The following is a 24365-nucleotide window of genomic DNA, read 5'->3' on the forward strand; positions in this document are numbered from 1 at the left end:
TCTGAACACGAAAAAGCCGCCGGGACCGGGGTCCCGACGGCTTCGAATTTATCTGCGGAGCGCCGCGCGGGCGCCCTGCGGATGATCTTAGCGGCAGATGCCGACGTCGTCGCAGATCGCGCCAGCGGCGCCACCGGCCAGAGCGGCACCGGCAACGTCACGGTTGCTGCCACCGTCGAGCAGGGCAGCACCACCGGCAGCGGCAGCGCCGATGGCGGCACGGTCGGCGTCGGTCGTCGGGTAGCCGCTGTTGGTGCAGCCGGCGGCGAGGCCGGCAACCAGAACGATCGCGGAAACGGGCTTGATAAGCTTGAGCATTTGAAAACTCCCTCAGTATGCTTCGCTGCTAAACAAATTGCCCGCACCTCAGGTTCCACGCAACCCCGGAAACGGGGGTGGGGTGGCCGCCTCCCGAAGGATTGCGACCACCCCGTTGGGGAAGGGTAACGGTTTGGACAATGTGTCGACCGGGCTTTGCTGGGGACCCGGGCAACAAATCCATGCTGCCATGGCTTTCCGGTGCATCCACAGCCCTTTTCCGGCGAAAGGTTCAGGTTGGCCGAATATTGCCAAACGTGATCGCCGGTCGGCAGATAAGTGCCGGAATGCACAGGGTTCCGCATGGTCAGGGCGCCCAGTCGGGATCGAACGCGGAGGGGAAAGAGACGCGTGCGCGGGCCATATCGACCTGCAACAGCGAATCGTAGCTCTCCGGATCGAACGGCTCTTCGGCGGGCACGACCTCGCGGCCGAAAACCCACGACAGCCGTCCGGCGTCGAGGTTGCCGCGCGGGAACGGGTCAGCGCCGAAGTGCTGGACGAGCGCCCACATGAAGCCCTCGTCGGCCCTGCGGTCGGGCGGGCGGCGGTCGGCGTAGCGCTCGCGCCGGATCAGCTTCGTCGGCCCTTCCTTGGCGGCACGCCGGATGGTGAACTGGTAATCCGTCCCCGGCAGGCGCGAGGGGAAGCCCTTGTGCTTCTCCATCAGAACCCCTCCCAGACGCAGGTCGCGCCGTCGATCTTGAAGACCTCGAAGAACTGGACCGCCTCGGCATCGCGCGAACCGAACTCGACCTCGCGATCGGCCATGGAAATCACGGCTTCACCCGCGTCCCATTCGTTCGCGGCGAGCGACGGCAGCACGACCTCTTCGCAGAGCCACGGAAAATCATCCTGCACCTCCGTGTAGGTCACGCCCGCGCCCTCTTCCATCGTGATCCCCGGCGCGAGGAACAGGAAGCGCGCCATGCCGCCGCCCGGCTCCAACACCACGTCGTAGAGCGTCAGGGTCTGGCCCGACGGGGTTTCGATCTCGACCGCCGCCGCCTCCGTGGCGGTCAGCAGGAACAATGCGGCCACTACGCGTTTCATCGGCCTCTCCTCGAATGTGCGATCCACCTCTCCCGGGTGGCACCATCCTCGAGCACCTCAGAGATGCGCGCGGAGAGCCCCGGGGCCGCCCGGCCGGACACCTGTCCGCCAGCGGTCAGGTGCAGCCTATCGCCTTCCTCGCGGATTTCGACAACCGGGCTGAAGCCACGGACATCACGAAGAGCGCGCCAGAGGTCCTTGCGCACCTGATGGGCGAGCCGCAGCCCCGGCGCCTTCGGCAGTCGCGTCTCCGCGGCGACATCGAACGCCGCCGGCCAGCGCCGCGCGAGGACGAGCCGCCCTGCCTCCTCGGCAACGATCCAGTCGCCCGAGCGTCGTGTCGCGATCCCGGTCATCTGTCCTACAGCGGAATGTTGTCGTGTTTCTTCCACGGGTTCTCCAGCCGCTTGCCGCGCAGCGAGGCGAAGGCCCGGCACACCCGCCGCCGGGTGGAGCGCGGCTGGATCACCTCGTCGATGAACCCCTTCTCGGCCGCGACGAACGGGTTGGCGAAACGGTCCTCGTATTCCCGGGTCCGCGCCGCGATCCTGTCCGGATCGCCGAGCTCCGAGCGATAGAGGATCTCGGTCGCGCCCTTTGCCCCCATCACCGCGATCTCCGCCGTCGGCCAGGCGTAGTTGAAATCGCCCCGCAGGTGCTTTGAGGCCATCACGTCGTAGGCCCCGCCATAGGCCTTGCGGGTGATGACCGTGACTTTCGGCACCGTCGCCTCGCCATAGGCGAACAGAAGCTTCGCGCCGTGCTTGATGACACCGCCCAGCTCCTGACCCGTGCCCGGCAGGAAGCCCGGCACGTCCACGAACGTCAGGATCGGGATCTCGAAGGCATCGCAGAAGCGCACGAACCGCGCCGCCTTGCGCGAGCTGTCGATGTCGAGGCACCCCGCCAGCACCATCGGCTGGTTCGCCACGACGCCGACGGTCGAGCCCTCCAGCCGGATGAACCCGGTGACGATGTTCTTCGCGAACTCTTCCTGGATCTCGTAGAAATCGCCCTCGTCCGCGACCTTCAGGATCAGCTCCTTCATGTCGTAGGGCGTGTTGGCGTTCGACGGGATCAACGTATCGAGGCTCTCGTCCACCCGGTCCACATCGTCGAAGAAAGGCCGCACCGGCGGTTTTTCGCGGTTGTTGAGCGGCAGCAGGTCGATCAGCCGCCGCACTTCGGCCAGCGCTTCGACATCGTTGTCGAAGGCCCCGTCCGCGACCGAGCTCTTCTTCGTGTGGGTCGAGGCCCCTCCGAGCTCCTCCGCCGTCACCACTTCGTTCGTCACGGTCTTCACAACGTCCGGACCGGTGACAAACATGTAGGAGCTGTCCTTCACCATGAAGATGAAGTCCGTCATCGCCGGTGAGTAGACCGCGCCGCCCGCGCAGGGCCCCATGATGACCGAGATCTGCGGCACGACACCCGACGCCATGACATTGCGCTGGAACACCTCGGCATACCCGGCGAGCGAGGCGACCCCCTCTTGGATCCGCGCGCCGCCCGAGTCGTTGATGCCGATCACCGGCGCGCCGTTCTGCATCGCCATGTCCATGATCTTGCAGATCTTGAGCGCGTGGGTTTCCGACAGCGACCCGCCGAACACCGTGAAATCCTGGCTGAAGACATAGACCATGCGCCCGTTCACGGTCCCCCAGCCGGTGACGACACCGTCGCCGGCGGGCCGGTTGTCCTGCATCCCGAAGTCGGTGCAGCGGTGCGCGACGAACATGTCGAACTCCTCGAACGACCCCTCGTCCAGCAGCAGTTCGAGCCGCTCCCGCGCGGTCAGCTTGCCCTTGGCGTGCTGGGCCTCGATCCGCCGCGCGCCGCCGCCGGCCCGCGCGTCCGCGCGCCGCCGTTCGAGTTCCTGCAGGATATCGGTCATCTGTCCTCCTCCGGAGCTTCCATCCTCTCTAGCCGCCCGCCCGGCGTCCGTGAACTCCAAACCCGCAAATTTGCAAATCCACCCCTTCGCACAACGAACAATCGGCAAAGCCGCAAAGCTCTCTCATCTGGCCGAAAATACCTCCGGGGTGAATTGGCCGAAGGCCAAGAGGGGCAGCGCCCCTCCCTCGCCCGGACCGGCCGCAGGCTGGTCCGGGCTCCCCCTGCGTGCCGCAGGCACACCGCGGGGTCACGTACCGCGATGGACAGCCCCGGCCGCCGGAGTAGATTGCGCTTCATGACCAGTGCACCGCTCGTCCGGTTCTTCGACCGGACCACCCCACCCCACATCTCGACGCTGATCCTGATCGCCGGTCTCGCGGCGCTCAACATGTCGGTCTTCCTGCCGTCGCTGTCGGGGATGGCGGACTATTTCGCCGTCGATTACGCGGTGATGCAGCTGGCCGTCTCGCTCTACCTCGCGACGACGGCGGTGCTGCAACTGGTGATAGGCCCCCTGTCGGACCGGTTCGGGCGACGTCCGGTGATGGTGGGGGCGATCCTGATCTTCCTCGTCGCGACGCTCGGCTGCCTCTTCGCCCCGACCGCCGTGACGTTCCTAGCCTTCCGTATGGTGCAGGGCGCAATCGTCACCGGCATCGTGCTGGCGCGCGCGATCGTGCGCGACATGGTCCCCGCCGACCAGGCGGCGTCGATGCTCGGCTACGTGACGATGGGAATGGCCCTGATACCGATGATCGGTCCGGTGCTCGGCGGCGTGCTTGACCAGTTCTACGGCTGGCAGGCGGTCTACGTCTTCCTGTTTCTCGCCGGCTGCGTCGTGCTGGTGCAGGTCATCGCCGACCAGGGCGAGACGGTGTCGGGCACCGGGATCGGCTTTCGCGAACAGGCCCGCACCTGGCCCGAGCTGCTCGCCTCCCAACGCTTCTGGGGCTACACCGCCACAATGGCCTTCGCGAGCGGCGCCTTCTTCGCCTTTCTCGGCGGGTCGTCCTTCGTGGCCGAGGACATCTTCGGGCTGAGCTCGCTCGGCACCGGCATCGCGCTCGGCGCGCCCGCGATCGGTTACGTGATCGGCAACGGCCTCTCGGGGCGCTACTCCACCAAGGTCGGCGTGAACCGGATGGTCCTCGCCGGAACGGGAATCGCCTCGGCCGGCATGGGCACGTCCCTCCTGCTGGCGCTGATCGGCGTGAACTCGGCCGTGGCCTTCTTCGCCTTCTGCACGACGCTCGGTCTCGGCAACGGAATGACCCTGCCGAACGCGACCGCCGGACAATTGTCCGTCAGGCCCCACCTCGCGGGTACGGCCTCCGGCCTCGGCGGCGCGATCATGATCGGCGGTGGCGCCGTGCTGTCGGCGCTGGCGGGCGTCATGCTGTCGACCGAGACCGGCCCCCTGCCCCTCCAGGCGCTGATGTTCGCCGTCTCGGTGTTGTCGATGGTGTCGATCCTGTCGGTGATACGCCGGGAGAAGCGGCTCGGCCTCGGCACTTGATCGCGGGCCTTTGCAGCCGCTAAGCAAGAGCGGCAAAGCTGCAAAGGACGGACCGCATGGCCCAGCAGAAACTCTATGCCGGCACCCGGCTGCGCGAGCTGCGCACGCGCCATGCCCTGACGCAGAAGGCCTTCGCCGAGCGGCTCGGCGTATCGCTGCCCTACCTGAACCAGATGGAGAACAACAATCGCCCGGTCTCCACCGGCGTGGTGCTCGCCCTGGCGCAGGAGTTCTCCTACGACGTGACCGACCTGACCTCGGGCGACGAGGCACGCCTGATCTCGGACATGCGCGAGGCGCTCGCCGACCCGGTCTTTCCATCCGCGCCGCCGCCGCTGTCGGACCTGAGGCTTGCCGCCTCCAACGCACCGGGCCTGACGCGCGCGTTTCTCGAACTCCACGCCGCCTACCGGCAGACGCATGAGCGGCTCGCCTCGCTCGACGCTGCGCTCGGGCGGGAGGAGGGCCGCCTCGCCCCCTCGCCGTGGGAGGAGGTGCGCGACTTCTTCCACTATTGCGACAACTACATCGACCCGGTCGACCGCGCGGCGGAGCGTCTTGCCGGACAGGTGTCCGACAACCATCCGGAGGGCGCCGCCGCTGCCCTGCTCGAAGCGCGGGGCCTGCGGGTGGTGCTGGGCCGCGACGGGCCGGTCAGGCGTCTCGATCCGGACAGCCGGACGGTAACGGTCTCGCGCCGCGCCCCCGGCGCGACACGAGCGTTCCAGCTCTGGTTCCAGGTCGCGTTGTCGACGCAGGACGACCTACTGGAAGCGACGCTGGACCTTGCCCGCTTCCGCACCGCCGAAAGCCGGGCCATCGCAAAGGTCGGGCTCGCCAACTATTTCGCCGGAGCCGCGATGCTGCCCTACACGCGCTTCGCCGCGGCGGCCGACGAGACCCGCCACGATCTCGAACGGTTGTCCGCGATCTTCGGCGCCTCGCTCGAGCAGGTGGCCCATCGCCTATCGACCCTGCAGCGCACCGGCGCGAAGGGCGTGCCCTTCTTCTTCGTCCGCGTCGACCAGGCCGGCACGATCACCAAGCGCCACTCGGCCACCGCGCTTCAGTTCGCGCGCTTCGGCGGCGCCTGCCCGCTCTGGAACGTGCACCGCGCCTTCGAAACGCCGGGCCGCTGGCTGCGCCAACTGGCCGAGACGCCGGACGGCGCGCGTTACCTCTGCCTCGCCCGCGAGGTGACGAAGCCCGGCGGCGCATGGGGCGTGCCCGACCGGCGCTACGCCATCGGGCTCGGCTGCGAGGTGCGCCATGCCGGGCGGATGATCCAGGCCGAGGGGCTCGATCTCGACAGCGCGGCGGCGTTCGAGCCGATCGGCATCTCCTGCCGGATCTGCGAGCGGCGCGACTGCCACCAGCGCTCCGTCCCGCCGCTGGAGCGGCGGCTGTCGGTGGACCCCGACGAGCGCGGGACGCTCCCCTACCGGGTCGAGTGAAATGATGGACAAGCGTCCGGCACTCGCGGATAACGACTGCAATCAAGGAGGATGTCCATGGAACTCACCGGCACCCGCACCATCGCCGCCGACCGCGAAACGGTCTGGGCAAAGCTCAACGATCCCGACGTGCTGAAGGCCTGTGTGCCCGGCTGCGAGGAGCTGACCGGCACGCCCGAGGACGGGTTCGAGGCCGTGGTGAAACAGAAGGTCGGCCCGGTGAAGGCGACCTTCAAGGGTGCCGTGACCATCGAGAATTCCAACCCGCCCGAGAGCTACCGCCTCGTCGGCGAGGGCAAGGGCGGCGTGGCCGGCTTCGCCAAGGGCGCGGCCGACGTGAGCCTCGCGGAAGTGCCCGAGGGCACCGAGCTGACCTACAAGGTCGACGCGCAGGTCGGCGGTAAGCTCGCCCAGCTCGGCAACCGGATCGTCGGCGGGTTCGCCCGCAAGATGGCGGACGAGTTCTTCGAACGCTTCCAGGCGCAGGTCGAGGGCTGAGGCCCCGACGGGGGCGGCCGGTCAGCGGTTTTCGCAGCAATGCGGCCCGCCTCTCGGCCGCGCACACGGTTCAGTTTCTCGGCGCGCGCCACCCTGCCGCCTCGGCCTCCTCTACGGAGCAGAACCAGCGCTCGCCCCGCTCCAGCGTGATGCGCGTGTCGGCATAGCTCGCGTCGCCGGGGCGGTGGTAAATGCGACCGCTGGAAGAGACGTTTCCCTTGATGTCGCAGCCCGCCGGCGCCGGATCGGACGGTCCGGGCTGCCGCTGTTCGGCGCGGTACTCCGCCGGCGTCTGCACCTCTCCCGACCAGAGGCCCGCGCCGCGCACCGCCGCGTCCTTCTCGGCGGTGTCGTACATCATCGAATAGTCGCGGTAGGCGAAGGCCAGCCCGTTGGTGACGAGCCAGTCACCCACGTCCACGCCCCCCGCGGTGCAGATCGCGACGATCCGCCCGTACCGGTCGATGTCCTGCTCGACGCAGCGCGCAGCCTCTCCCCCGAAGGTCGCCTCGGTCACTGCCGTGACCCACGCCCCGCAGTCCCAGGTCGCGCCATCGTCGCGCGTGCAGGTCTGGCCCTGTTCCGGCGCGTCGATGCCGAACAGCCGGATGTCCGCGCCGGCGACCTCGAACGTGTCACCATCCTTGACGCGGATGGTGCCGGAGACGTCGGCGAGCGCGGGCGTGGCCGCGAGGGCGAGGCAGATGAGGGAAATCGAACGCATGTCCGGCAAACTGTCCGACACCGGACGCCCGGACAATAGCGGACACGCGTCCGGTAACGGACAGTTGCAGCCTAGCGGTCAGTCGTCGGTTGCCGCACGGCGGACGCCCGTCGCGCCCGCGCCTCGCGCCAGGTGATGAAGCTCACCGCCGCGACGATGATCGCACCCCCGATCAGGACCCAGCCGTCGACCGGCTCTCCGAACACCAGCGCACCAAGCATCAGCGCCCAGATCAGCTGCAGAAAGATCGCCGGCTGCGTCACGGTCAGCGGCGCGGCGGCAAAGGCGCGGGTCATCGCGTAATGCCCCGCCGTGGCGAAACAGGCGCAGACGAACAGCCAGAAGATGTCCCCCCACCCCGGCGGCACCCAGACCACCAGAGCGAAGGGTGCGAGGCCGATCGCCACGGTGATCGACAACATGCCGACGACGACCACCGCGCTCACCTCGTCGGCCAGCACCTTCATCGCCATGTAGGACGAGGCGAACATCAGCGCCGTGCCGATCATCGCGATGTGCCCGATCTCCACCTCCCGGAAGCCGGGCCGGATGATGAGCAAGCCGCCGAGCAGCGCCACCAGCACCGCGACGAGGCGACGGGGCGGCAGCTCCTCCTTCAGGATCAGCGCCGCGCCGAGCGTGGTGAAGACGGGGTTGAGGAAGTTCAGCGCCGTCACTTCCGCGATGGTGATCTGGGTCATCGAGTAGAACCACAGGATCACGCCGAGTGTCTGGAACAGCCCCCGCACCGAGAACAGCACCAGCTGCCGCCGGGTGAGCCGTGCGGCGAGGATCGGCCGGATCAACGGGATCAGGAAGACGAGGCCGAGAATGTAGCGGATGAAGGCCGACTGCGCCGCCGGGAGATCGTCACCGACATGCTTCACCACCGCCGTCACGCCGACGAAACAGAAGCCGGTGACGATCATCCAGGCGATTCCCGCCGTCGGCGTGGCGCGGGACGTGTCGGTGACGCTCATCCGTAACGTTCGACGAAGCGGGCGAGGATCGTCTCGGGCACGGTGACGTCGGCGGTGCGGCACATGGCGATCAGGTCCTCCGCCGTCTCGGGCGGGAAGTAGCCGCGATCCTTGTAGATGCGGATCCGCGTCTCGAACCCGGCGGCGTCGGCCTCCGGGTGGAACTGGGTGGCGTAGACGTTCGCGCCGGTGCGGATCATCTGGAACGGACAGGCGTCCGAGCTCAACAGCGCCACAGCGCCGTCCGGCAGCGCCTGCAACGCCTCCTTGTGGCCGACGAAGGCGTCGAACGCCTCCGGCACGCCGGCGAGCAGCGGATCGGCGCGGCCCGCATCCGTGACGCGGCAGGTCGAGGTGCCGACAGCCTCGCCGTAGCGCGCCTTGCCGACCTCGCCGCCAAGCGCGTGACCGAGGATGCCGATGCCGTAGCAGCAGCCAAGGAAGGGAATGTCCCGGGCGATGATCTCGGGCATAAGCGACAGGCAGGCGGCCTCGATCTTCGCCTCGGCGGGCGACTTGTCTTCCGGCGGGTCGCTGACGCACCCGGGACCGCCGCCGACGATGACGCCGCTGATCCCGGCGAGCGGATCGTCGGGCAACGGCTCCTGCTCCAGCCGGACGCGGGTCACGTCGCCCTCCGACAGCCCGCCCTTGGCGAGGAAGGCCGCGAACTCGTCGTCGGCGGCCGCCGTCTCGGGGCGCAGCTGCAGGATCAGGAAGCGGCTCATGTCCCGGTGATTAGCCGCCGCTGACCGTCTTTACCATAGCCCGCAGAGCTTGCCCCGGCAGGGAATTCCGCGATAAGAGGCGCCGATCAGATTTACGAGGACGAGACCATGGCCGGCCATTCCAAATGGGCGAACATCCAGCACCGCAAGGGGCGCCAGGACGCCGCCCGCTCCAAGCTCTTCTCCAAGCTCGCCAAGGAGATCACCGTCGCCGCCAAGATGGGCGACCCGGACCCCGACAAGAACCCGCGCCTTCGCCTCGCCGTGAAGGAAGCGAAGTCGAGCTCGGTGCCGAAGGACGTGATCGACCGCGCCATCAAGAAGGCGATCGGCGGCGATGCGGAGAACTACGAGGAAATCCGCTACGAAGGCTACGGGCCCAACGGGGTCGCGGTGATCGTCGAGGCGATGACAGACAACCGCAACCGCACCGCCTCCACCGTGCGCTCCACCTTCTCCAAGAACGGCGGCAACCTCGGCGAGACGGGGTCGGTCGGCTTCATGTTCGAACGCAAGGGCCAGGTGGTCTACCCGGCCGGTGCGGGTGACGCCGACGACATCATGATGGCCGCGATCGAAGCCGGCGCCGAGGACGTGGAAAGCGGTGAGGACGGACATGTCGTCTGGTGCGCCGACACCGACCTCAACGATGTGTCGAGCGCGCTCGAAGAGCAGCTCGGCGAATCCGAGACGACCAAGCTCGTCTGGCGCCCCACCACGACGACGGAACTCGACCTCGAAGGCCTGCAGAAGCTGATGAAGCTGGTCGAGGCGCTGGAAGACGACGACGACGTGCAAAACGTCACGACGAACTTCGAAGCCGCCGACGACGTGATGGACGCCTACGCCGCCGCCTGAGGCGACCCGGCGCTCGCTCATCTGGCCGAAAATACCTCTCGGGGAGAGCTCGAGAGGGGCAGACAGCCCCTCTCGATCCGCCGGATCGACCGGGTGCCCCGACAGACCCTCTGTGAAGCTTTGATGACCGGGCGCCAAGCCGCTTGCCAAGTGGCGTTCCCGCCCCGATCAGGGGTTGCATGACCACAGACCGCCCCGCCCCCGGCCCTCCCGCGCTGTTCCGTATCTTCGGCCGCATCGGCGTGCTGTCCTTCGGCGGGCCCGCCGCGCAGATCGCGCTGATGCACCGCACGCTGGTGGACGAACAGCGCTGGCTCACCGAAGCGCAGTTCCTGCGCGCCCTCTCCTTCTGCATGTTGCTGCCCGGCCCCGAGGCGATGCAGCTGGCGACCTATGCCGGCTGGCGCGTGCGCGGCATTTCCGGCGGACTGGTGGCGGGCGGGCTCTTCGTGTTGCCGGGAGCGCTGGTCATCATAGGCCTGGCCTACGCCTATGCCGCGCTCGGGGACGTGCCGCTGGTGCAGGCGGCGTTTCTTGGCATCAAGGCGACGGTGATCGTGATCGTGTTGCAGGCGATCCTGAAACTCTCCGCCCGCGCGCTGAAGGGGGCGGAGCCGGTGGCGCTCGCCATGCTCGCCTTCCTCGCGCTGTTCCTGTTCGACGCGCCGTTCCCGCTGGTGATCGGACTGGCCGCGCTCTGGGGCGCGCTGCGGGCCGGCACAGCGGACGAGTCGCCGCCGCCGGCGCGGCTCGACGGGGCCCGCACGCTTCGGATCGCGGGCGCTGGCGTCGCGCTCTGGGCCGCTCCGATCGCGGTGGCCTGGGCGGCGGGATCGGAGCTGCTGCTGGCCCTCGGGCTGTTCTTCTCGAAGCTCGCTGTCGTGACCTTCGGCGGGGCCTATGCCGTGCTCGCCTACATGAGCCAGGAGGTGGTGACCGGGCGCGGCTGGCTGAGCGCGGAGCAGATGCTAGACGCGCTGGGGCTGGCGGAGACGACGCCGGGACCGCTGATCCTCGTCACCCAATTCGTCGGCCAGCTGACCGGACAGGACGCGGGCGGCCCCGTGCTGGCGCTCGCGGCGTCGCTGATGACGCTGTGGGTGACCTTCGTGCCCTGCTTCATCTGGATCTTCGCCGGCGCGCCGCTGATCGACTGGCTGGAGAGCCAGCCGCGCATCGCCGCGGCGCTGCGGGCGATCACGGCGGCGGTGGTCGGGGTGATCGCCAACCTTTCCGTCTGGTTCGCGGCGCACGTGCTGTTCGGCGAGGTCGGGCGCGTCGAGTCGGGACTGCTGTCGGTGGTCGCGCCCAGCCCCGGCAGCTTCTCGCCGCTGGCGCTCGGCCTTACGGTTGTGGCGGGGATCCTGCTTCTCGCGCTGCGCTGGCCGCTCCTGGCGGTGCTGGGCCTGATGGCCGGGACCGGGGTGGTCGCCGGGCTTCTCTGATGCCCCTTTTCCTCGCTCCCGAATCCCTTATGCTGGCGGCATCGGCAGGGAAGGACCGTCAGACGTGAGCCAATCCATCGACTACGGAAACCTGATGCACAAGGCCATGCGCGGCCTTATCCAGCAGGTGTTGGAGAAGGTTGGGCAGGAGGGTCTGCCGGGCAACCACCACTTCTTCATCACCTTCGACACGATGCATCCCGACGTCGAGATCGCCGACTGGCTGTCCGACCGTTACCCGGACGAGATGACGGTCGTGATGCAGCACTGGTTCGACAATCTCGAGGTCACCGACGACGGGTTCTCCGTCACGCTGAACTTCGGCGACAGCCCCGAGCCGCTCTATATCCCCTACGACGCGATCCGCACCTTCGTGGACCCCTCGGTCGAGTTCGGCCTGCGCTTCGAGACGCAGGACGACGAGGAAGAGGACGATGCCGAGGAAGCGCCGATGCAGGAGATGGTCGAGGACGATCCCGACGACGAGCCGCCCCGCAAGGACGCCGAGGTCGTGAGCCTCGACCGGTTCCGCAAGTAATCCCGTGATCCTGATGCTGAACGGCCCGTTCGGGGCCGGGAAGACGACGGTGGCGACCGCGCTTGCCGCGCGATTGCCCGATGCGATGCTCTACGATCCCGAAGTCGTGGGCCTTCATGCGCGCGACCTCACGGCGGGCATCCTGCCGGCTTACGAGGCGACGGACGATTTCCAGGACATCCGGCTCTGGCCCGACCTCGTGGTCGCGACGGCCGGACTGATCCACGCCCGCTACGGGCGGTCCCTGATCGTGCCGATGACGCTCGACGACCCGGACCGGCTGGCGCGGATCCGGGAGGGGTTCCGGGAGATCGATCCCCGGACGCACCATGTCTGCCTGATGGCACCGCTCGACGTGCTGCTGGAGCGCCTTCGCGCGCGCGAGGTCCCGGCCGGGGCCGATCCGGCGCAAAGCTGGCGCTGGGCCGAGCGGCGCGCGACCGAGAGCCGGGCGGCGCTCGCGGCAGCGCAGTTCGGGCCACATGTCGCAAGCCACGGCCGCCCGGTCGAAGAGACGATTGCGGAGATCCTGCGCCTCGTGGCGTGATCCGGCGGTGCACCTGCGGTGCGCTCTGTCAGCCCTCCCTGCCGGTCGGGCCGCGTTCAGGGGGCTGTCTGCCCCCTCTTGGGCCTGCGGCCCAATTCACCCCCGAGAAATATTTGAAGCCCAAAGAATGCCGGCCCGCGCGTCGACTTCGACCGGGTGCTGCGGGATGGTCCGTTTGGTCACCCGGGGGCTGCAGGACTTCCGAACGGGCCTGTCAGCGCTATCGACCGTTGCGGCAGGCGCCGGGCGCGGCTATCCGGTGCGCGATCGTATACCGGAGGACGCGCCAATGACCGCCACCCGCACCGAGACCGACAGCTTCGGCCCGCTCGAGGTTCCCGCCGACAAGTACTGGGGCGCGCAGACGCAGCGCTCGATCCAGAACTTCCCGATCGGCTGGGAGAAGCAGCCCGTCGCCATCGTGCGCGCGCTCGGCGTCATCAAGCAGGCCTGTGCCGAAACCAACAAGGCGCGCGGCAAGCTGCCTGCCGAGATGGCCGACGCGATCATCGCGGCCGCTGCCGAAGTGGTGTCGGGCAAATTGGACGATCATTTCCCGCTTGTGGTCTGGCAGACCGGGTCGGGCACCCAGTCCAACATGAACGCCAACGAGGTGATCGCCAACCGCGCCATCGAGATGCTGGGCGGCACCATCGGCTCCAAGGACCCGGTGCATCCGAACGACCATTGCAACATGGGCCAGTCCTCGAACGACACCTTCCCGACCGCGATGCATATCGCCGTGGCGATGACCGCGCGGGACGTGACGCTGCCGGGGCTGGAGAAGCTGCACGCCGCGCTCGCCGCCAAGGTCGAGGAATTCGACGGCATCATCAAGATCGGCCGGACCCACACGATGGACGCGACGCCGCTCACGCTGGCGCAGGAATTCTCCGGCTACGCCCACCAGGTGAAGATGGCGATCGAGCGGGTGAAGGGCGCCCTGCCCCGGATCTACGAGCTCGCCCAAGGTGGCACGGCGGTCGGCACCGGGCTCAACACGCCGGAGGGCTGGGGCGAGACGGTCGCGGCCAACATGGCGCGCATCACCGACCTGCCCTTCGTCACCGCGCCCAACAAGTTCGAGGCACTCGCCGCGCATGACGCGCTGGTGGAGATGTCGGGGGCGCTGAAGACGGTGGCGGCGTCGCTGTTCAAGATCGCCAACGACATCCGGCTGCTCGGCTCCGGCCCGCGCTGCGGCATCGGGGAGCTGATGCTGCCCGAGAACGAGCCGGGCTCCTCCATCATGCCGGGCAAGGTGAACCCGACCCAGTGCGAGGCGATGACGCAGGTCTGCGCGCACGTGATGGGCAACGACGCCGCCGTCGGCTTCGCCGGCAGCCAGGGTCATTTCGAACTGAACGTCTACAAGCCGATGATGGCTTACAACGTGCTTCAGTCGATGCAGCTGATCGGGGACGCCTCGGTCGCCTTCACCGACAATTGCGTCAGCGGGATCAGGGCGAACGAGGACCGGATCGCGAAGATCATGGCCGAGAGCCTGATGCTGGTCACCGCGCTGGCGCCCGAGATCGGCTACGACAACGCCACCACGGTCGCCAAGACCGCGCACAAGAACGGCACGACGCTGCGCGAGGAGGCCGTGACCCTCGGCTTCGTCACGGCCGAGCGGTTCGACGAGGTCGTGCGCCCGGAACAGATGATCGGCCCCCGCTGAGCGATCACGAAAAAGGGGCGGCCCGGCGGGCCGCCCCTGATGTGTCGAACGTCAGGTCGATTACATCTCGCTCGGCGCGACGGCGAAGCCGCTGAAGCCGCCCATGCCGAGATCGGCGAGCATCGTCGCTTCGCCCGTCTCGAGGTCGATGGAATAGAGACCGGCGGTGTCGCCGCCTTCCATCTGCAGGATGGCATAGCCTTCGTTCTCACCCTCGGCGGCGGACAGGATGTCGAAGCCGCCCATGCCGGACAGGTCCACGGCTTCACCGTCCACCATGACGGCGCCGATGGTTTCGAGCGTGCCGTCGTTGTTGGCGACGCTGACGAGCGAATCCGTCTCGGCATCGAGGCCGTACTGGAACGTGCTCTCGGCGGTCATGCCGGAGATGGCGTTGGTGTAGGCGTTGGCAAAGACCATCGGGGTCGCGTCAGCGTTGTCGTCGCCCTCGGCATAGAACAGGTCGGTCACACGGATCACGGTGCCGGCACGCTCGTCACCGTCGCCGAAGCCGTCGGGGAAGTAGACGAGGTTGTCGCCCGAGGAGGACAGGGCGCGAACGGCGTCGATCGCGTTGTTGAAGTCGAAGGCGATCATAGCGCCGTCGGCCAGCGTAGCGTCTTCGGCAAAGGATGCGCCGAGGTCGGTCATCTCGCCCGACATCGGGTCGATCGTGTAGATCATGCCGTTGGTGATACCGAGCAGATCACCGGTGACGGGCCGGTAGGCGATGGCATCGACGGGGTTGGCGAGCTCGTTGGTGGTGACGTCGCCCGGGTTTTCGATGTCGGCCATGACGACGAGGGTCGCGCCGTCATCGGTCAGGGCGTACCCGGAAGCGGCGTAGGCTCCGGTCGCGGCAAGGCCGAGTGCGGCGGCGGCGGTGGTCATCGTGCGGATCATGTCGGTTGGTCCTCTCTGTGATTACAGCGGCTTCGATCGCCGCCCGTGTGCCAGTAACCACGTCAGGGAGGATCGGAGAGTTTCACCGCAGACGGCGAAAAGTCCCGAGATTTGGGGATGCGGGCGGCGAACCGCCCGCCCTGCCCGTCACATGAAGCTGCAATCGCGGGCGAGAACCCGGTCGATCGCGGCACTCGAACCGCGCAGCGGAACCTCCGACAACGTGCCGCGGCGGTAGAGGCCGACCATCAGGTTCGATCCGTACTGCATGCCCGAGACGAAGCTTTCCGCCTCTTCCATCGTGTCGAAGGCCAAGAGGCAACTTGCGGCGGAGCAGTCCGCGCCCACCAGTACCTCGCCGTAATTGTCGACCTCGACAACGAAGATCTCCTCCGAGGCGCCGGGATCGTAGCCGCGGAACACGACGGCCGGCAGGCCGCCATTGGCGCATTCGACCATCACGGAGAAACCGTTCGTTCCGGGGCCGATGGCCTGACCGGCAGGAAGCGGCGCGGGATCGTAGCTCCAGTCGGCGGCGGCGGGCGCGGCGGCGAGGAGGAGTGGCAGAAGCAGGGTTTTGTACATGAAAATACCTTTGCGTTGAATGAGGTCGGTCCCGAAACGATCCATGCAGGGGGCCGCCGCGTCAACGGGCCGTTTCGCGAATATCCATAGGCAAGGCCGCGGCCGGAGCGTAGAACGGGGGCTCGCAACGAGGGGGAGTCGGATGTCGGTCGTGAACTTCAACAAGGCGCGCAAGGTGCGGGCCCGCGCGGATGCCAAGAAGCAGGCGGACGAGAACGCGGTGAAGCACGGGCGCACCAAGGCGCAACGGATGCTGGACGCCGCGCGCGAGCAGAAGCTGCGTGAACGTCTGGACGGCCAGAAATTCGACGATGTCTGAGGGGCGGCCGGTCAAGCACTCCCTCACCCTGCGCGGTCACCGCACGAGCGTCTCGCTGGAACATGCCTTCTGGATCGCGTTCCGGGAAATGGCCAAGGCAAACGGCCAGACACTGAACGGTCTGGCCACGGAGATCGACGAATCGCGGGGAGAGGATGTCGGGCTGGCGTCCGCGATCCGGGTCGCGGTCCTGCGTCACGCCCAGGGTCGCATCTGACCGGGAACGTGATCGGGCGGTTCAGTCCTGGGAGTAGAGCGCGGCACGGATGCGCGTCAGGTCGTCGGCTTCCTGCTGTTCGACGGAAAGCGTGGAGCGCTTGGTCGTGCGCTGGCCACCGAGGTCACCCTTGAAGAGGTCGAGAAGTTCACGAACTTCGACCTTCTGCTTGGGAGCATCCTCGCCGTTGGCCTCGTGCGACTGACGGACGACCGAGATGATGGTCTCGAGCGTTTTCAGCAGTCCGGGCGTCGGACGTGGTGTTCCTTGCATTTCTTCGACAAGAGCCATTGGGCAGCAACTCCTGAGTCTCACTCTCGCAAGGCCCCCGCCTTGCAAGTCTCTTATCGGCCATAATTTCGGGCCGGGGAATGCCCCAAATCGGCCCCAATCAGCGCGAATTCTTCAATGGTTTCTTTGTAAGCCACTGTTTTACATGAACTAAAGATTGTGACGGGCCGCCCGAATTGGACGCATACGGATGCCTTTATTTCGCCTTTGTGATTGCTTTGCCCTGAATCGGGTTTTCGGTGGGGAACCAGTTCGGCGAACTCTCCGAAACCGTTTCTCGATCGGAATTGCGATCAGGTGGCTCTCGGGCGAATCGACAGCCAGATTCCCTCTTTCGAGCGCACGGTGAGGTGGGCGACCGGCACCGGAACGCGGTCAGGGACTGGTTCAATCCGGAAATTGCGGCAGATCAGGGCAAGCAGCAGGACCCCCTCGACCATCGCGAAACCGGCGCCCGTGCAGACGCGCGGCCCGGCCGAGAACGGCATGTAGGCCTCTCTCATGCATTGCTTGCCGTTGGTCGTCGTCCAGCGGGCGGGGTCGAAGGCATCGGGCCGCTCCCATAGCCGGGTCTGACGGTGGAGGTGCCAGGGACTCAGCACGACCTGTGCGCCCTTCTTGACGCGCCGGTCGCGGAACTCTTCGGTCTGCGTCGCCTCCCGCACCATCATCGGCACCGGCGGGTAAAGGCGCAGCGCCTCGCGGAACACGTCGCGCGTCACGCGCAGCTTGGAGATGGTGGAGAAGCTGTCCGTCACCTCTGCCGCCTCGGAGGCGATCTTCTCCTGCCAGTCGGGATAGAGCGCGAGCAGGTAGAGCGTCCAGGCGAGCGCGGAGGCCGAGGTCTCGTGCCCGGCGAGGAAGAAGATCGCCACCTGGTCGACCATTTCCTCGAGATCGAAGAGGTCGCCCGTCTCCGGGTCGCGGGTTGTCATGATCTTGGTGGCGAGGTCGTCGGGCGCGGTGCCGGCGTCGATCGCCTTCAATCGGTCAGCGGTGAGCGAGGAAATCAGGCGGCGGATCTCCTTCGCCGCGCGGCGGGTCTCGCGCCGGAACAGACGCGGCATCCAGCGGGGGCCGGGAATGAAGGCGGCGAGGTTCAGGATCGGCTGGGTGCGCTGGTAAGCGCGGAACTCGTCGAAGACGGCGCGCGCCACCTCATGCTCGATCGGGATGGAGAACAGCGTGCGGAATATGACATCCGCCGCGGCGTGGCTCGTCTCTGCCTCGATCTCGACCGGGTCGTCACCGGCGAGCTTCGACAGTCGGGCGACGGCTGCCTGCCCCGCGTCCCACATCGCGGGGTACGTGTCGCGCAGGCGGCCGCCCTCGAACGCCGGGTCGATGATCCGCCGCTGCCGTTTCCACGTCTCGCCGTTGGTGACGAAGACCGAGTTGCCGAGCAGCGGGCGCAGGCCGGAACTCACCCGGTCGGACTTCGGGAAGTCATCGGGCCGCTCGTTCAGCACGCGGCGCACGATCTTCGGATCGTTGACGAGGTAGGAGCGGAAGAACGGCGTCTTGAACTCCGCCATCCACGCCCGGTAAAGCCGCGCGGGCTGTGCCGACAGGATGTCGGCCCGGAACAGGCGAACATACCGCCAGAGCGAGACCCTGTCGGGGCGCGAGGGCGGTTTCGGTGGGATCATGCGGCGATCGAGGTGTATTTCGAGGCAGGGATGTCGATACGGCTCTTGCTGTGCGGCCGGTCGGCGTAGCGGTCGGCCAGCGTCACGGGCCCGGCGGTGATCTGGAAGTAGTCGTAATCCTTCGGACGGTCAAAGGCGCAAAGATACTGGAAGTGCAGCCGGAAGAAGCGCCAGCGCATTTCCTTCCAGCGTTCGGGCGACAGCGACTGTGTGAAAGCGGCAGAGAACACCAGCGGCCACTTCTGACCCACCGGCGCGACGCCCGACACCGCGACCGGATCGCAGAGTGCGAAGGCGCAGCCGTCGCCGGGCGCCGTGACGTCGACCCATGTCAGTTCCTTGCGCGTGCAGAGATAGGCGAGATCGCCGCGCAGCCGGTCGGCCTTCGGCAGGAAGGACACCATCGGCACCACTTGTCCGAGCGACAGGAACGCGAGCGCCGGTCCGTTGGCGGGCACCCTGCCCTGCCGGATCAGGTCGGCGAGAATCGACACCCCGAGATGCGCCCCCGAAGAGTGGCCGACGACAAGCACCTCGTCGAATTCGTCCGCCAGCGCCTCGGCAATGCGGTCGCCGAACTCCGCCATCCGCGCCTCGAGGTCGGGCGGGTTCGCACCCTTCCAGTTGGCCGAATAGGCGTAGTCGTGCATCAGGTAGTAGGCGAAGAACTTGCCGTCCTTCTTCTTGAACCACCGCAGGATCAGGGTCGCGACCGCACCCCAGACGGCAAGGCCCGCCAGCACGGCGAGCGCATCCGGCAGACCGAGCGCGCCGAGCAGCTCCCCCGCGCCGTAGCCGAGCAGAACACCGGTCCAGACGGCGATCATCAGCTGAAGGATCAGCATCCCCACGGGATAGAGCGCGGCGATCACCGGGCCCTTGCGCAGCCACATCAGCCGGCGCAGCGCGCCGCTGGTGATGTAGGTCCATGCGCAGCGGACAAGCTGGAGGTAGGTCGCAGGGATCGAGCTCGACATGCTGCCCCGCACGATATCGGACCAGACGAGCACTTCGACGTCCGCCTCGACCTCGGCGCCGTCGATCCGGCCGGTGACGTGCCAGCCGTAGGGACCGCCGCCGCGCTTTGGGGCGAGCGCGATGTCGTACCCCGTGATCGCCGCCTGCGCCGACCCTTCCTTGCGGTAGAGCTCGCGGTAGCGTCGCGGGTGGATCGGATCGTAGCCCGGTATGTAGAAGACCCGCCGACGCGCGACGGGGCGGCTGCTCTGCGCTGTCATGTCCCTGCTCTCGCCGGTCGTATCCGTGAACAATAGCTCCGGATCCCGGCGAAAATAAGCCGCGCGCGCAGCAAACAGAGGGTCGCGTTGCGGGTCGCCCCCGGAACGCCGGGCAGTCAGACGGGTTGGACCCGAAAGCCGGGAGAGTGACATGAGCCACAAGCAGATCGTCGAGGCGCTGATCGACACGCAAGGGACCCTCTATTCCGAGGAGATCGGCGCCGATATCGCGCGCGACACGCCGCAGGAGCTCTTTCACTGGCTGATCGGCGCCACGCTGCTGTCCTCGCGGATCTCGGCTGACAACGCCGTGAAGGCCGGCGCGGCACTGCGCGATGCGGGTTTGCACAAGATCGACGCGCTGCTCGATGCCAGGCGGGAGGACGTCGTGCGGGTTCTGAACGAGAACGGCTATGCCCGGTTCGACGAGTCGACCACCGACTACCTGCGCGAGACCGCCGAGATGGTTCGAGATGAATATGACGGCGACCTTCGGAAGATGCGCAAGGAGGACCCCGCCCGTGCGCTGCTCAAGGCCAAGGGGATCGGGCCCAAGGGGGCCGAGATCTTCGCCCGCGAGGCGCAACTCGTCTGGGATGAGTTCTACCCGACGCTCGGCGACCGCGCGCTGACGATGGCAAAGGACCTCGGGCTGCCGGAAGATGCCTCCGAACTGTCGAAGGCCGCCGGCAACCATGAGCGGTTCGTCCGCCTTGTGGCCGCGTTGACCCGCGCGGCGCTCGACGGGCCATCGGAGGACGTCACGAAGGCGGCGGACTAGCCGAGGTAGCCGAGCGCGGGCACCGTCTCCAGCAGCCAGTAGGCGAAGTCGGAGAATTGCCCGGTCACCATCATCAGCCCCACCGTCCAGAGCAGCAGGCCCGAGATCCGCTCGATCCGGCCCATATGGCGGCGCATGAAGGCCATTGCGCCCTTCAGCCGGGGGAAGAAGGCGGCGACCAGCAGGAACGGAATGCCGAGGCCGGCGGCATACGCCACCAGGAGCGTCGTGCCCCGCGCCATGTTGGCCTCCGTCGCGGCGAGACCGAGGATCGCGCCGAGAATAGGGCCGAGGCACGGCGTCCAGCCGAACGCGAAAGCGAGGCCAAGGAGGAACGCCCCGAAGGCGGAGCCGCCCTTGTCGCCCGCCTCGATCCGCATCTCGCGGTCCATGAAGCCGATCCGGAAGATCGACAGGAAGTGCATCCCGAAGACCATGATGACGATACCCGCGCCGGTCACGAACCAGTCCTGGTAGCGCAGGAAAGCCCGGCCGAGCGCCGAGAAGGCGAAGCCGAGCAGCAGGAACACCACCGAAAGCCCGAGCACGAAGAACAGGGCGGCCAGCGTCACCTTCCGGCGCGAGCCGGCGTCGCCGTCCATCTCCGCGACGCTGACGCCGGACATGTAGGCGAGGTAAGGCGGCACCACCGGCAACACGCAGGGCGACAGGAACGACAGAAGGCCGGCGACCAGCGCGATGGCGAGGCCCGGCAGCAGGGCGGCGTCGAGGATGAGCGTTGCGTCCATGTGCCGAGCGTTATCCGAGACCCGGCGGGAGGTCACGTTTCATCTCCTCACGTTGTGGTGGACGCGACCCTTCATCGCGCCTACTCCGGTCGACATGATCGACGCGGATGCCGAACTCGACGCGACGGGGCTGCTCTGCCCCCTGCCCGTCCTGAAACTGCGCAGGCGGTTGCAGCCGCTCGGGCCCGGCGATGTGATCCGGGTGCTTGCCGACGACCCGGCGGCGGTGATCGACATCCCGCACTTCTGTCAGGAAGCCGGGCACGAGCATGTTTCGCTCACGAGCGAAGGGCGCGTCCAGGTGCACCTGGTGCGTAAGGGCTGAGCGCCCGCTTCGGAGCGGATTGAAGGCTGGCAATCGGTGCCGGGGGCGCTGCCCCCGTCGCCCTGCGGGCGACTCCCCCGGAGGTATTTATGGCCAGATGAGCGAGCGGGTCGGGCGCGGACCTCCGGCGGGCTGCCTGCTACTGGGAGGGTCTCGCGGCGCGACCGTGGTCCGGTGAACGGAAAAGGGCGCGTACCTCGGACGCGCCCCTTGTTCTGTCAGCCGCGGCCGATGGACCACCATCCGCGCCGTTTCGGCTTTTCTTCGGTGTCGCCGTTGGCGGCGACCGGCTCGCGCTCTTCCGCCTGCGGTTCCGGTGCGGGCTCGGGGGCCGGTTCCGGTGCGGGCTGTTGCGCGACCGGCTCTTCGGCCGGTGCTTCGGGCGCAGGTTCTTCTGCCGGTGCTTCCTCGGCTGGCGCTTCGGCAACCGGTTCAGCGGAGGGTGCCTCTGCAGCGGTATCCGCGGGCGCAGGCGCTTCGGCCTCGGGCGCAGGGGTGTCCGCAACAGGGGCTTCGGCCACGACGGGAGCTTCCGGTGCGGGCGCCTCGGGCTGGGCCTCCGCCTCGGCGGCAGCGGCGGCTTCAGCCTCCGCAGCCTTCTGCGCGGCGGTCTTGCGACGCGAGCGGGTCCGCTTCTTCGGCTTCTCGGCCTCGTCCGGCGCGGCCTCGGCCGCCTCGGCAGGAACCTCCGCCGGAGCTTCGGCGGGTGTCTCCGCCGCCTCGGCGGGCGCGGATTGCGCGTCGGTGCTGTCGCTGCCCGACTCGCCGCTGTGTCCGTTATCCCCGTTCTCGCCGTTCTCGCCGTTTTCACCGTTAGAGCCGGAGCCCTTCCGGCGGCGACGACGCCGACGGCGCTTCTTCGGCTTCTCTTCCGGCTCCGGAGTCGGCTCTTCGACGACTTCGGCGACCACCTCTTCCTCTTCGACCTCCTCGACGGAGACCATGTCGGAGGAGATCACCGGCGCTTCGACCTCGGGCACGTTGCGCGTCGCGGTCTTGAACTTCTCGAGCGCGAAGTCCGGTGAGATCAGCGTGGGATCACCCTCGATGCGCACGGACAGGCCGTAGCGCGCCTCGATTCCGGCGACGTGCTCGCGCTTCTGGTTGATGAGGAAGTTCGCGATCCCGACGGGCGCCTTGACGAGCACCTCGCGGGAGCGGCCGCGCACGCCTTCTTCCTCGATCTGGCGGAGGATCGACAGCGCGACGTTGTCGTCGGAGCGCAACAGGCCCGTGCCGTGGCAGTGCGAACAAGGCTGGGTCGTCGCCTCGAGCATCCCCGGGCGCAGGCGCTGGCGGGACATCTCGAGCAGGCCGAAGCCGGAGATGCGCCCCACCTGGATGCGGGCGCGGTCGGTCTTCAGCTTGTCCTTCAGGCGCTTCTCGACGGCGGCGTTGTTCTTGCGCTCGTCCATGTCGATGAAGTCGATGACGATCAGGCCGGCGAGGTCGCGCAGACGCAGCTGGCGGGCCACCTCGTCAGCGGCCTCGAGGTTGGTCTTGACGGCGGTCTGCTCGATCGAGCCTTCCTTGGTGGCCCGGCCGGAGTTGACGTCGATGGCGACCAGCGCCTCGGTCACGCCGATCACGATATAGCCCCCCGACGGCAGCTGCACGGTCGGGTTGAACATCGAGTTGAGGTAGCTCTCGACCTGGTGGCGCGCGTAGAGCGGCATCGGGTCGATGTAGTTCTTCACGTTCTTGGCGTGGGACGGCATGATCATCTTCATGAAGTCCTTGGCCACCCGGTAGCCGGCCTCGCCTTCGACGATCACCTCGTCGATCTCCTTGGAGTAGAGATCACGGATCGACCGCTTGATGAGGTTGCCTTCCTCGTAGATCGGCGCGGGCGCGATCGACTTGAGCGTCAGCTCGCGGATCTGCTCCCACAGGCGCTGCAGGTACTCGTAGTCGCGCTTGATCTCGGTCTTGGTGCGCTGGCTGCCGGCAGTGCGGATGATGAGGCCGGCCCCCTCGGGGACGTCCATCGCCGAGGCGATTTCCTTGAGCTTTTTGCGGTCGGCTGCATTGGTGATCTTGCGGGAGATGCCGCCGCCACGGGCGGTGTTGGGCATCAGCACGCAATAGCGGCCGGCGAGGCTGAGGTAGGTGGTCAGGGCCGCGCCCTTGTTGCCACGCTCTTCCTTGACGACCTGCACCAGCATGACCTGGCGCACCTTCACGACTTCCTGGATCTTGTACTTGCGCGGGCGCGGCTTGCGGGCCGGGCGCACGTCTTCCTGATCGTCCTCGTCGGCGACCGACTCGATATCGGACGCGCCGTTGTCGTCGGACGTCGCATCGTCGGATTCCGCGCCCTCGTCGTCCGAGGACGGCGTGTCGACCGGCGTCTCGGCGACCGTTTCCATCGGGCTCAGCCCCTCGTCGTCGGCGTTGTCGCCATCGTCGAGGTCGATCGTCTCCATGCCCGCGATCTCGGGGCCGGAGGTCTCGGCACCGGTATCCTTGACCTCTTCCGTCGCGACCGCATCGCTGCTGTCGGTGGAGGCCGCCTTGGAGCGGGACCGGCTGCGCGAGCGCGAGCGCTTCTTCGGCGCGGGCTTCTCGTCACCCTCGTCCTCGGCCCGCTGGCTTTCGGCAAAGGCCTTTTCCTCGGCCAGCAGCGCTTCGCGGTCGGCGATCGGGATCTGGTAATAGTCGGGGTGGATTTCCGAGAAGGCGAGGAAGCCGTGGCGGTTCCCGCCGTAGTCCACGAAGGCGGCCTGCAGCGAGGGTTCGACCCTCGTCACTTTCGCCAGGTAGATGTTGCCGGCTAGCTGACGCTTTGCCTGCGCTTCGAAGTCGAACTCCTCGACCTTGTTTCCGTCGACCACCACGACGCGGGTTTCCTCCGCGTGGGTGGCATCGATGAGCATTTTCTTTGCCATGTTGTCCGTCTGCACGACAGCCGCAAGGCGCCCCCAGGGGGCGCCGAAGTCCGCTTATCGTGTCTGATTGTGGCGATGAGAGCGGCGCGGTCGGAGGCCGGGCCCCTCGGGGCCGTCGGTCGTCCGACTTTTAGCGCCTCGCGCCTCATCGCGTTTCTTCTCCGGCGCGGCGTGGGGGCCGTGC

Annotated in this window: 27 protein-coding genes; 12 read left to right on the forward strand and 15 right to left on the reverse strand. The window is 67.6% G+C overall.

Features of this window, described 5'->3' with window-relative positions:
- Positions 1 to 87: 87 nt before the first annotated feature.
- The 5 genes from I8N54_RS10820 to I8N54_RS10840 all read right to left on the reverse strand — a co-directional run bounded on the left by I8N54_RS10820 (position 88) and on the right by I8N54_RS10840 (position 3265).
- Positions 88 to 318, reverse strand: a complete 231-nt coding sequence (locus I8N54_RS10820) for a hypothetical protein (RefSeq protein ID WP_140192553.1) — start codon at positions 316 to 318, stop codon at positions 88 to 90.
- A gap of 307 nt (positions 319 to 625) precedes the next feature.
- Entirely contained in the window at positions 626 to 985 is a 360-nt protein-coding gene (locus I8N54_RS10825) for a hypothetical protein (RefSeq protein WP_140192552.1), read from the reverse strand.
- Positions 985 to 1371, reverse strand: coding sequence for a DUF6497 family protein (locus I8N54_RS10830; protein WP_140192551.1), 387 nt, complete (start codon positions 1369 to 1371; stop codon positions 985 to 987). The genes I8N54_RS10825 and I8N54_RS10830 overlap by 1 nt, the downstream gene beginning before the upstream one ends.
- The gene (locus tag I8N54_RS10835) at positions 1368 to 1727 is read right to left on the reverse strand and encodes a hypothetical protein (RefSeq protein WP_140192550.1); all 360 of its coding nucleotides are present in this window, start codon (positions 1725 to 1727) and stop codon (positions 1368 to 1370) included. The genes I8N54_RS10830 and I8N54_RS10835 overlap by 4 nt, the downstream gene beginning before the upstream one ends.
- Positions 1728 to 1732: 5 nt before the next feature.
- On the reverse strand, positions 1733 to 3265 hold the full coding sequence (locus I8N54_RS10840) for an acyl-CoA carboxylase subunit beta (protein ID WP_140192549.1): 1533 nt from the start codon (positions 3263 to 3265) through the stop codon (positions 1733 to 1735).
- 297 nt (positions 3266 to 3562) lie between these two features.
- On the opposite strand from I8N54_RS10840, the gene I8N54_RS10845 reads away from it, so the two are divergent.
- From I8N54_RS10845 to I8N54_RS10855, 3 genes are read left to right on the forward strand one after another with little or no spacing between them, the layout of a single operon-like run.
- Entirely contained in the window at positions 3563 to 4783 is a 1221-nt protein-coding gene (locus I8N54_RS10845) for a multidrug effflux MFS transporter (RefSeq protein ID WP_140192548.1), read from the forward strand.
- A gap of 56 nt (positions 4784 to 4839) precedes the next feature.
- Positions 4840 to 6237 carry a helix-turn-helix domain-containing protein gene (locus tag I8N54_RS10850; protein ID WP_140192547.1) on the forward strand — a complete coding sequence of 466 codons (1398 nt, stop codon included), beginning with the start codon at positions 4840 to 4842 and terminating at the stop codon, positions 6235 to 6237.
- A 57-nt stretch (positions 6238 to 6294) separates the two neighbouring features.
- Entirely contained in the window at positions 6295 to 6735 is a 441-nt protein-coding gene (locus I8N54_RS10855; protein ID WP_140192546.1) for a CoxG family protein, read from the forward strand.
- A gap of 70 nt (positions 6736 to 6805) precedes the next feature.
- Here I8N54_RS10855 and I8N54_RS10860 read toward each other — a convergent pair whose 3' ends face one another.
- From I8N54_RS10860 to I8N54_RS10870, 3 genes are all read right to left on the reverse strand, one after another.
- Positions 6806 to 7459 (reverse strand): thermonuclease family protein, encoded by a 654-nt coding sequence (locus I8N54_RS10860; protein ID WP_140192545.1) that lies wholly within the window; start codon positions 7457 to 7459, stop codon positions 6806 to 6808.
- A gap of 71 nt (positions 7460 to 7530) precedes the next feature.
- On the reverse strand, positions 7531 to 8439 hold the full coding sequence (locus tag I8N54_RS10865) for a DMT family transporter (RefSeq protein WP_231592350.1): 909 nt from the start codon (positions 8437 to 8439) through the stop codon (positions 7531 to 7533).
- A complete protein-coding gene (locus I8N54_RS10870; protein ID WP_140192544.1) occupies positions 8436 to 9167 on the reverse strand; it encodes a glutamine amidotransferase in 732 nt (243 codons plus the stop codon). The genes I8N54_RS10865 and I8N54_RS10870 overlap by 4 nt, the downstream gene beginning before the upstream one ends.
- A 108-nt stretch (positions 9168 to 9275) precedes the next feature.
- On the opposite strand from I8N54_RS10870, the gene I8N54_RS10875 reads away from it, so the two are divergent.
- The 5 genes from I8N54_RS10875 (at position 9276) to fumC (ending at position 14236) form a co-directional block, all read left to right on the forward strand.
- Positions 9276 to 10025 (forward strand): YebC/PmpR family DNA-binding transcriptional regulator, encoded by a 750-nt coding sequence (locus I8N54_RS10875; RefSeq protein WP_140192543.1) that lies wholly within the window; start codon positions 9276 to 9278, stop codon positions 10023 to 10025.
- Positions 10026 to 10204: 179 nt separating this feature from the next.
- The gene (chrA, locus tag I8N54_RS10880; protein WP_140192542.1) at positions 10205 to 11470 is read left to right on the forward strand and encodes a chromate efflux transporter; all 1266 of its coding nucleotides are present in this window, start codon (positions 10205 to 10207) and stop codon (positions 11468 to 11470) included.
- A gap of 64 nt (positions 11471 to 11534) precedes the next feature.
- Complete coding sequence (locus I8N54_RS10885; RefSeq protein ID WP_140192541.1) at positions 11535 to 12008, forward strand: SspB family protein; 474 nt, start codon at positions 11535 to 11537, stop codon at positions 12006 to 12008.
- A 13-nt stretch (positions 12009 to 12021) separates the two neighbouring features.
- Entirely contained in the window at positions 12022 to 12555 is a 534-nt protein-coding gene (locus I8N54_RS10890; protein WP_231592618.1) for an AAA family ATPase, read from the forward strand.
- A 289-nt stretch (positions 12556 to 12844) separates the two neighbouring features.
- Positions 12845 to 14236: a class II fumarate hydratase gene (gene fumC / locus I8N54_RS10895; RefSeq protein ID WP_140192539.1), complete on the forward strand. Its 1392-nt coding sequence runs from the start codon at positions 12845 to 12847 to the stop codon at positions 14234 to 14236.
- 60 nt (positions 14237 to 14296) lie between these two features.
- Here the strand turns inward: fumC and I8N54_RS10900 are convergent, their stop codons facing one another.
- Both I8N54_RS10900 and I8N54_RS10905 read right to left on the reverse strand, forming a co-directional pair.
- Positions 14297 to 15139 carry a DUF4394 domain-containing protein gene (locus I8N54_RS10900; protein WP_140192538.1) on the reverse strand — a complete coding sequence of 281 codons (843 nt, stop codon included), beginning with the start codon at positions 15137 to 15139 and terminating at the stop codon, positions 14297 to 14299.
- Positions 15140 to 15286: 147 nt separating this feature from the next.
- Positions 15287 to 15724, reverse strand: coding sequence for a hypothetical protein (locus I8N54_RS10905; RefSeq protein WP_140192537.1), 438 nt, complete (start codon positions 15722 to 15724; stop codon positions 15287 to 15289).
- Positions 15725 to 15866: 142 nt separating this feature from the next.
- Here I8N54_RS10905 and I8N54_RS10910 point away from each other — a divergent pair, with 142 nt between their 5' ends.
- Both I8N54_RS10910 and I8N54_RS10915 read left to right on the forward strand, forming a co-directional pair.
- A complete protein-coding gene (locus I8N54_RS10910; protein ID WP_140192536.1) occupies positions 15867 to 16043 on the forward strand; it encodes a DUF4169 family protein in 177 nt (58 codons plus the stop codon).
- Positions 16036 to 16260 (forward strand): ribbon-helix-helix domain-containing protein, encoded by a 225-nt coding sequence (locus I8N54_RS10915; RefSeq protein ID WP_140192535.1) that lies wholly within the window; start codon positions 16036 to 16038, stop codon positions 16258 to 16260. The genes I8N54_RS10910 and I8N54_RS10915 overlap by 8 nt, the downstream gene beginning before the upstream one ends.
- Before the next feature lie 21 nt (positions 16261 to 16281).
- On the opposite strand, the gene I8N54_RS10920 is transcribed toward I8N54_RS10915, so the two are convergent.
- The 3 genes from I8N54_RS10920 to I8N54_RS10930 all read right to left on the reverse strand — a co-directional run bounded on the left by I8N54_RS10920 (position 16282) and on the right by I8N54_RS10930 (position 19438).
- Positions 16282 to 16533: a hypothetical protein gene (locus tag I8N54_RS10920; RefSeq protein WP_140192534.1), complete on the reverse strand. Its 252-nt coding sequence runs from the start codon at positions 16531 to 16533 to the stop codon at positions 16282 to 16284.
- Between the two features lie 311 nt (positions 16534 to 16844).
- Entirely contained in the window at positions 16845 to 18200 is a 1356-nt protein-coding gene (locus I8N54_RS10925) for a cytochrome P450 (RefSeq protein ID WP_140192533.1), read from the reverse strand.
- Positions 18197 to 19438 carry a hypothetical protein gene (locus tag I8N54_RS10930; RefSeq protein WP_140192532.1) on the reverse strand — a complete coding sequence of 414 codons (1242 nt, stop codon included), beginning with the start codon at positions 19436 to 19438 and terminating at the stop codon, positions 18197 to 18199. The genes I8N54_RS10925 and I8N54_RS10930 overlap by 4 nt, the downstream gene beginning before the upstream one ends.
- Before the next feature lie 151 nt (positions 19439 to 19589).
- Here I8N54_RS10930 and I8N54_RS10935 point away from each other — a divergent pair, with 151 nt between their 5' ends.
- The gene (locus I8N54_RS10935; RefSeq protein ID WP_140192531.1) at positions 19590 to 20219 is read left to right on the forward strand and encodes an HhH-GDP family DNA glycosylase; all 630 of its coding nucleotides are present in this window, start codon (positions 19590 to 19592) and stop codon (positions 20217 to 20219) included.
- On the opposite strand, the gene I8N54_RS10940 is transcribed toward I8N54_RS10935, so the two are convergent.
- Positions 20216 to 20968 (reverse strand): cytochrome c biogenesis CcdA family protein, encoded by a 753-nt coding sequence (locus I8N54_RS10940; RefSeq protein ID WP_140192530.1) that lies wholly within the window; start codon positions 20966 to 20968, stop codon positions 20216 to 20218. The two genes, I8N54_RS10935 and I8N54_RS10940, sit on opposite strands and share 4 nt — an antisense overlap.
- A gap of 94 nt (positions 20969 to 21062) precedes the next feature.
- Between I8N54_RS10940 and I8N54_RS10945 the strand changes: the two genes are divergently transcribed.
- Entirely contained in the window at positions 21063 to 21293 is a 231-nt protein-coding gene (locus I8N54_RS10945) for a sulfurtransferase TusA family protein (RefSeq protein WP_140192529.1), read from the forward strand.
- Positions 21294 to 21511: 218 nt separating this feature from the next.
- Here the strand turns inward: I8N54_RS10945 and I8N54_RS10950 are convergent, their stop codons facing one another.
- On the reverse strand, positions 21512 to 24181 hold the full coding sequence (locus I8N54_RS10950; RefSeq protein WP_140192528.1) for an Rne/Rng family ribonuclease: 2670 nt from the start codon (positions 24179 to 24181) through the stop codon (positions 21512 to 21514).
- Between the last annotated feature and the right edge of the window lie 184 nt (positions 24182 to 24365).

Source organism: Pelagovum pacificum (assembly GCF_016134045.1).
In the GTDB taxonomy this organism is placed as follows: domain Bacteria; phylum Pseudomonadota; class Alphaproteobacteria; order Rhodobacterales; family Rhodobacteraceae; genus Oceanicola; species Oceanicola pacificus_A.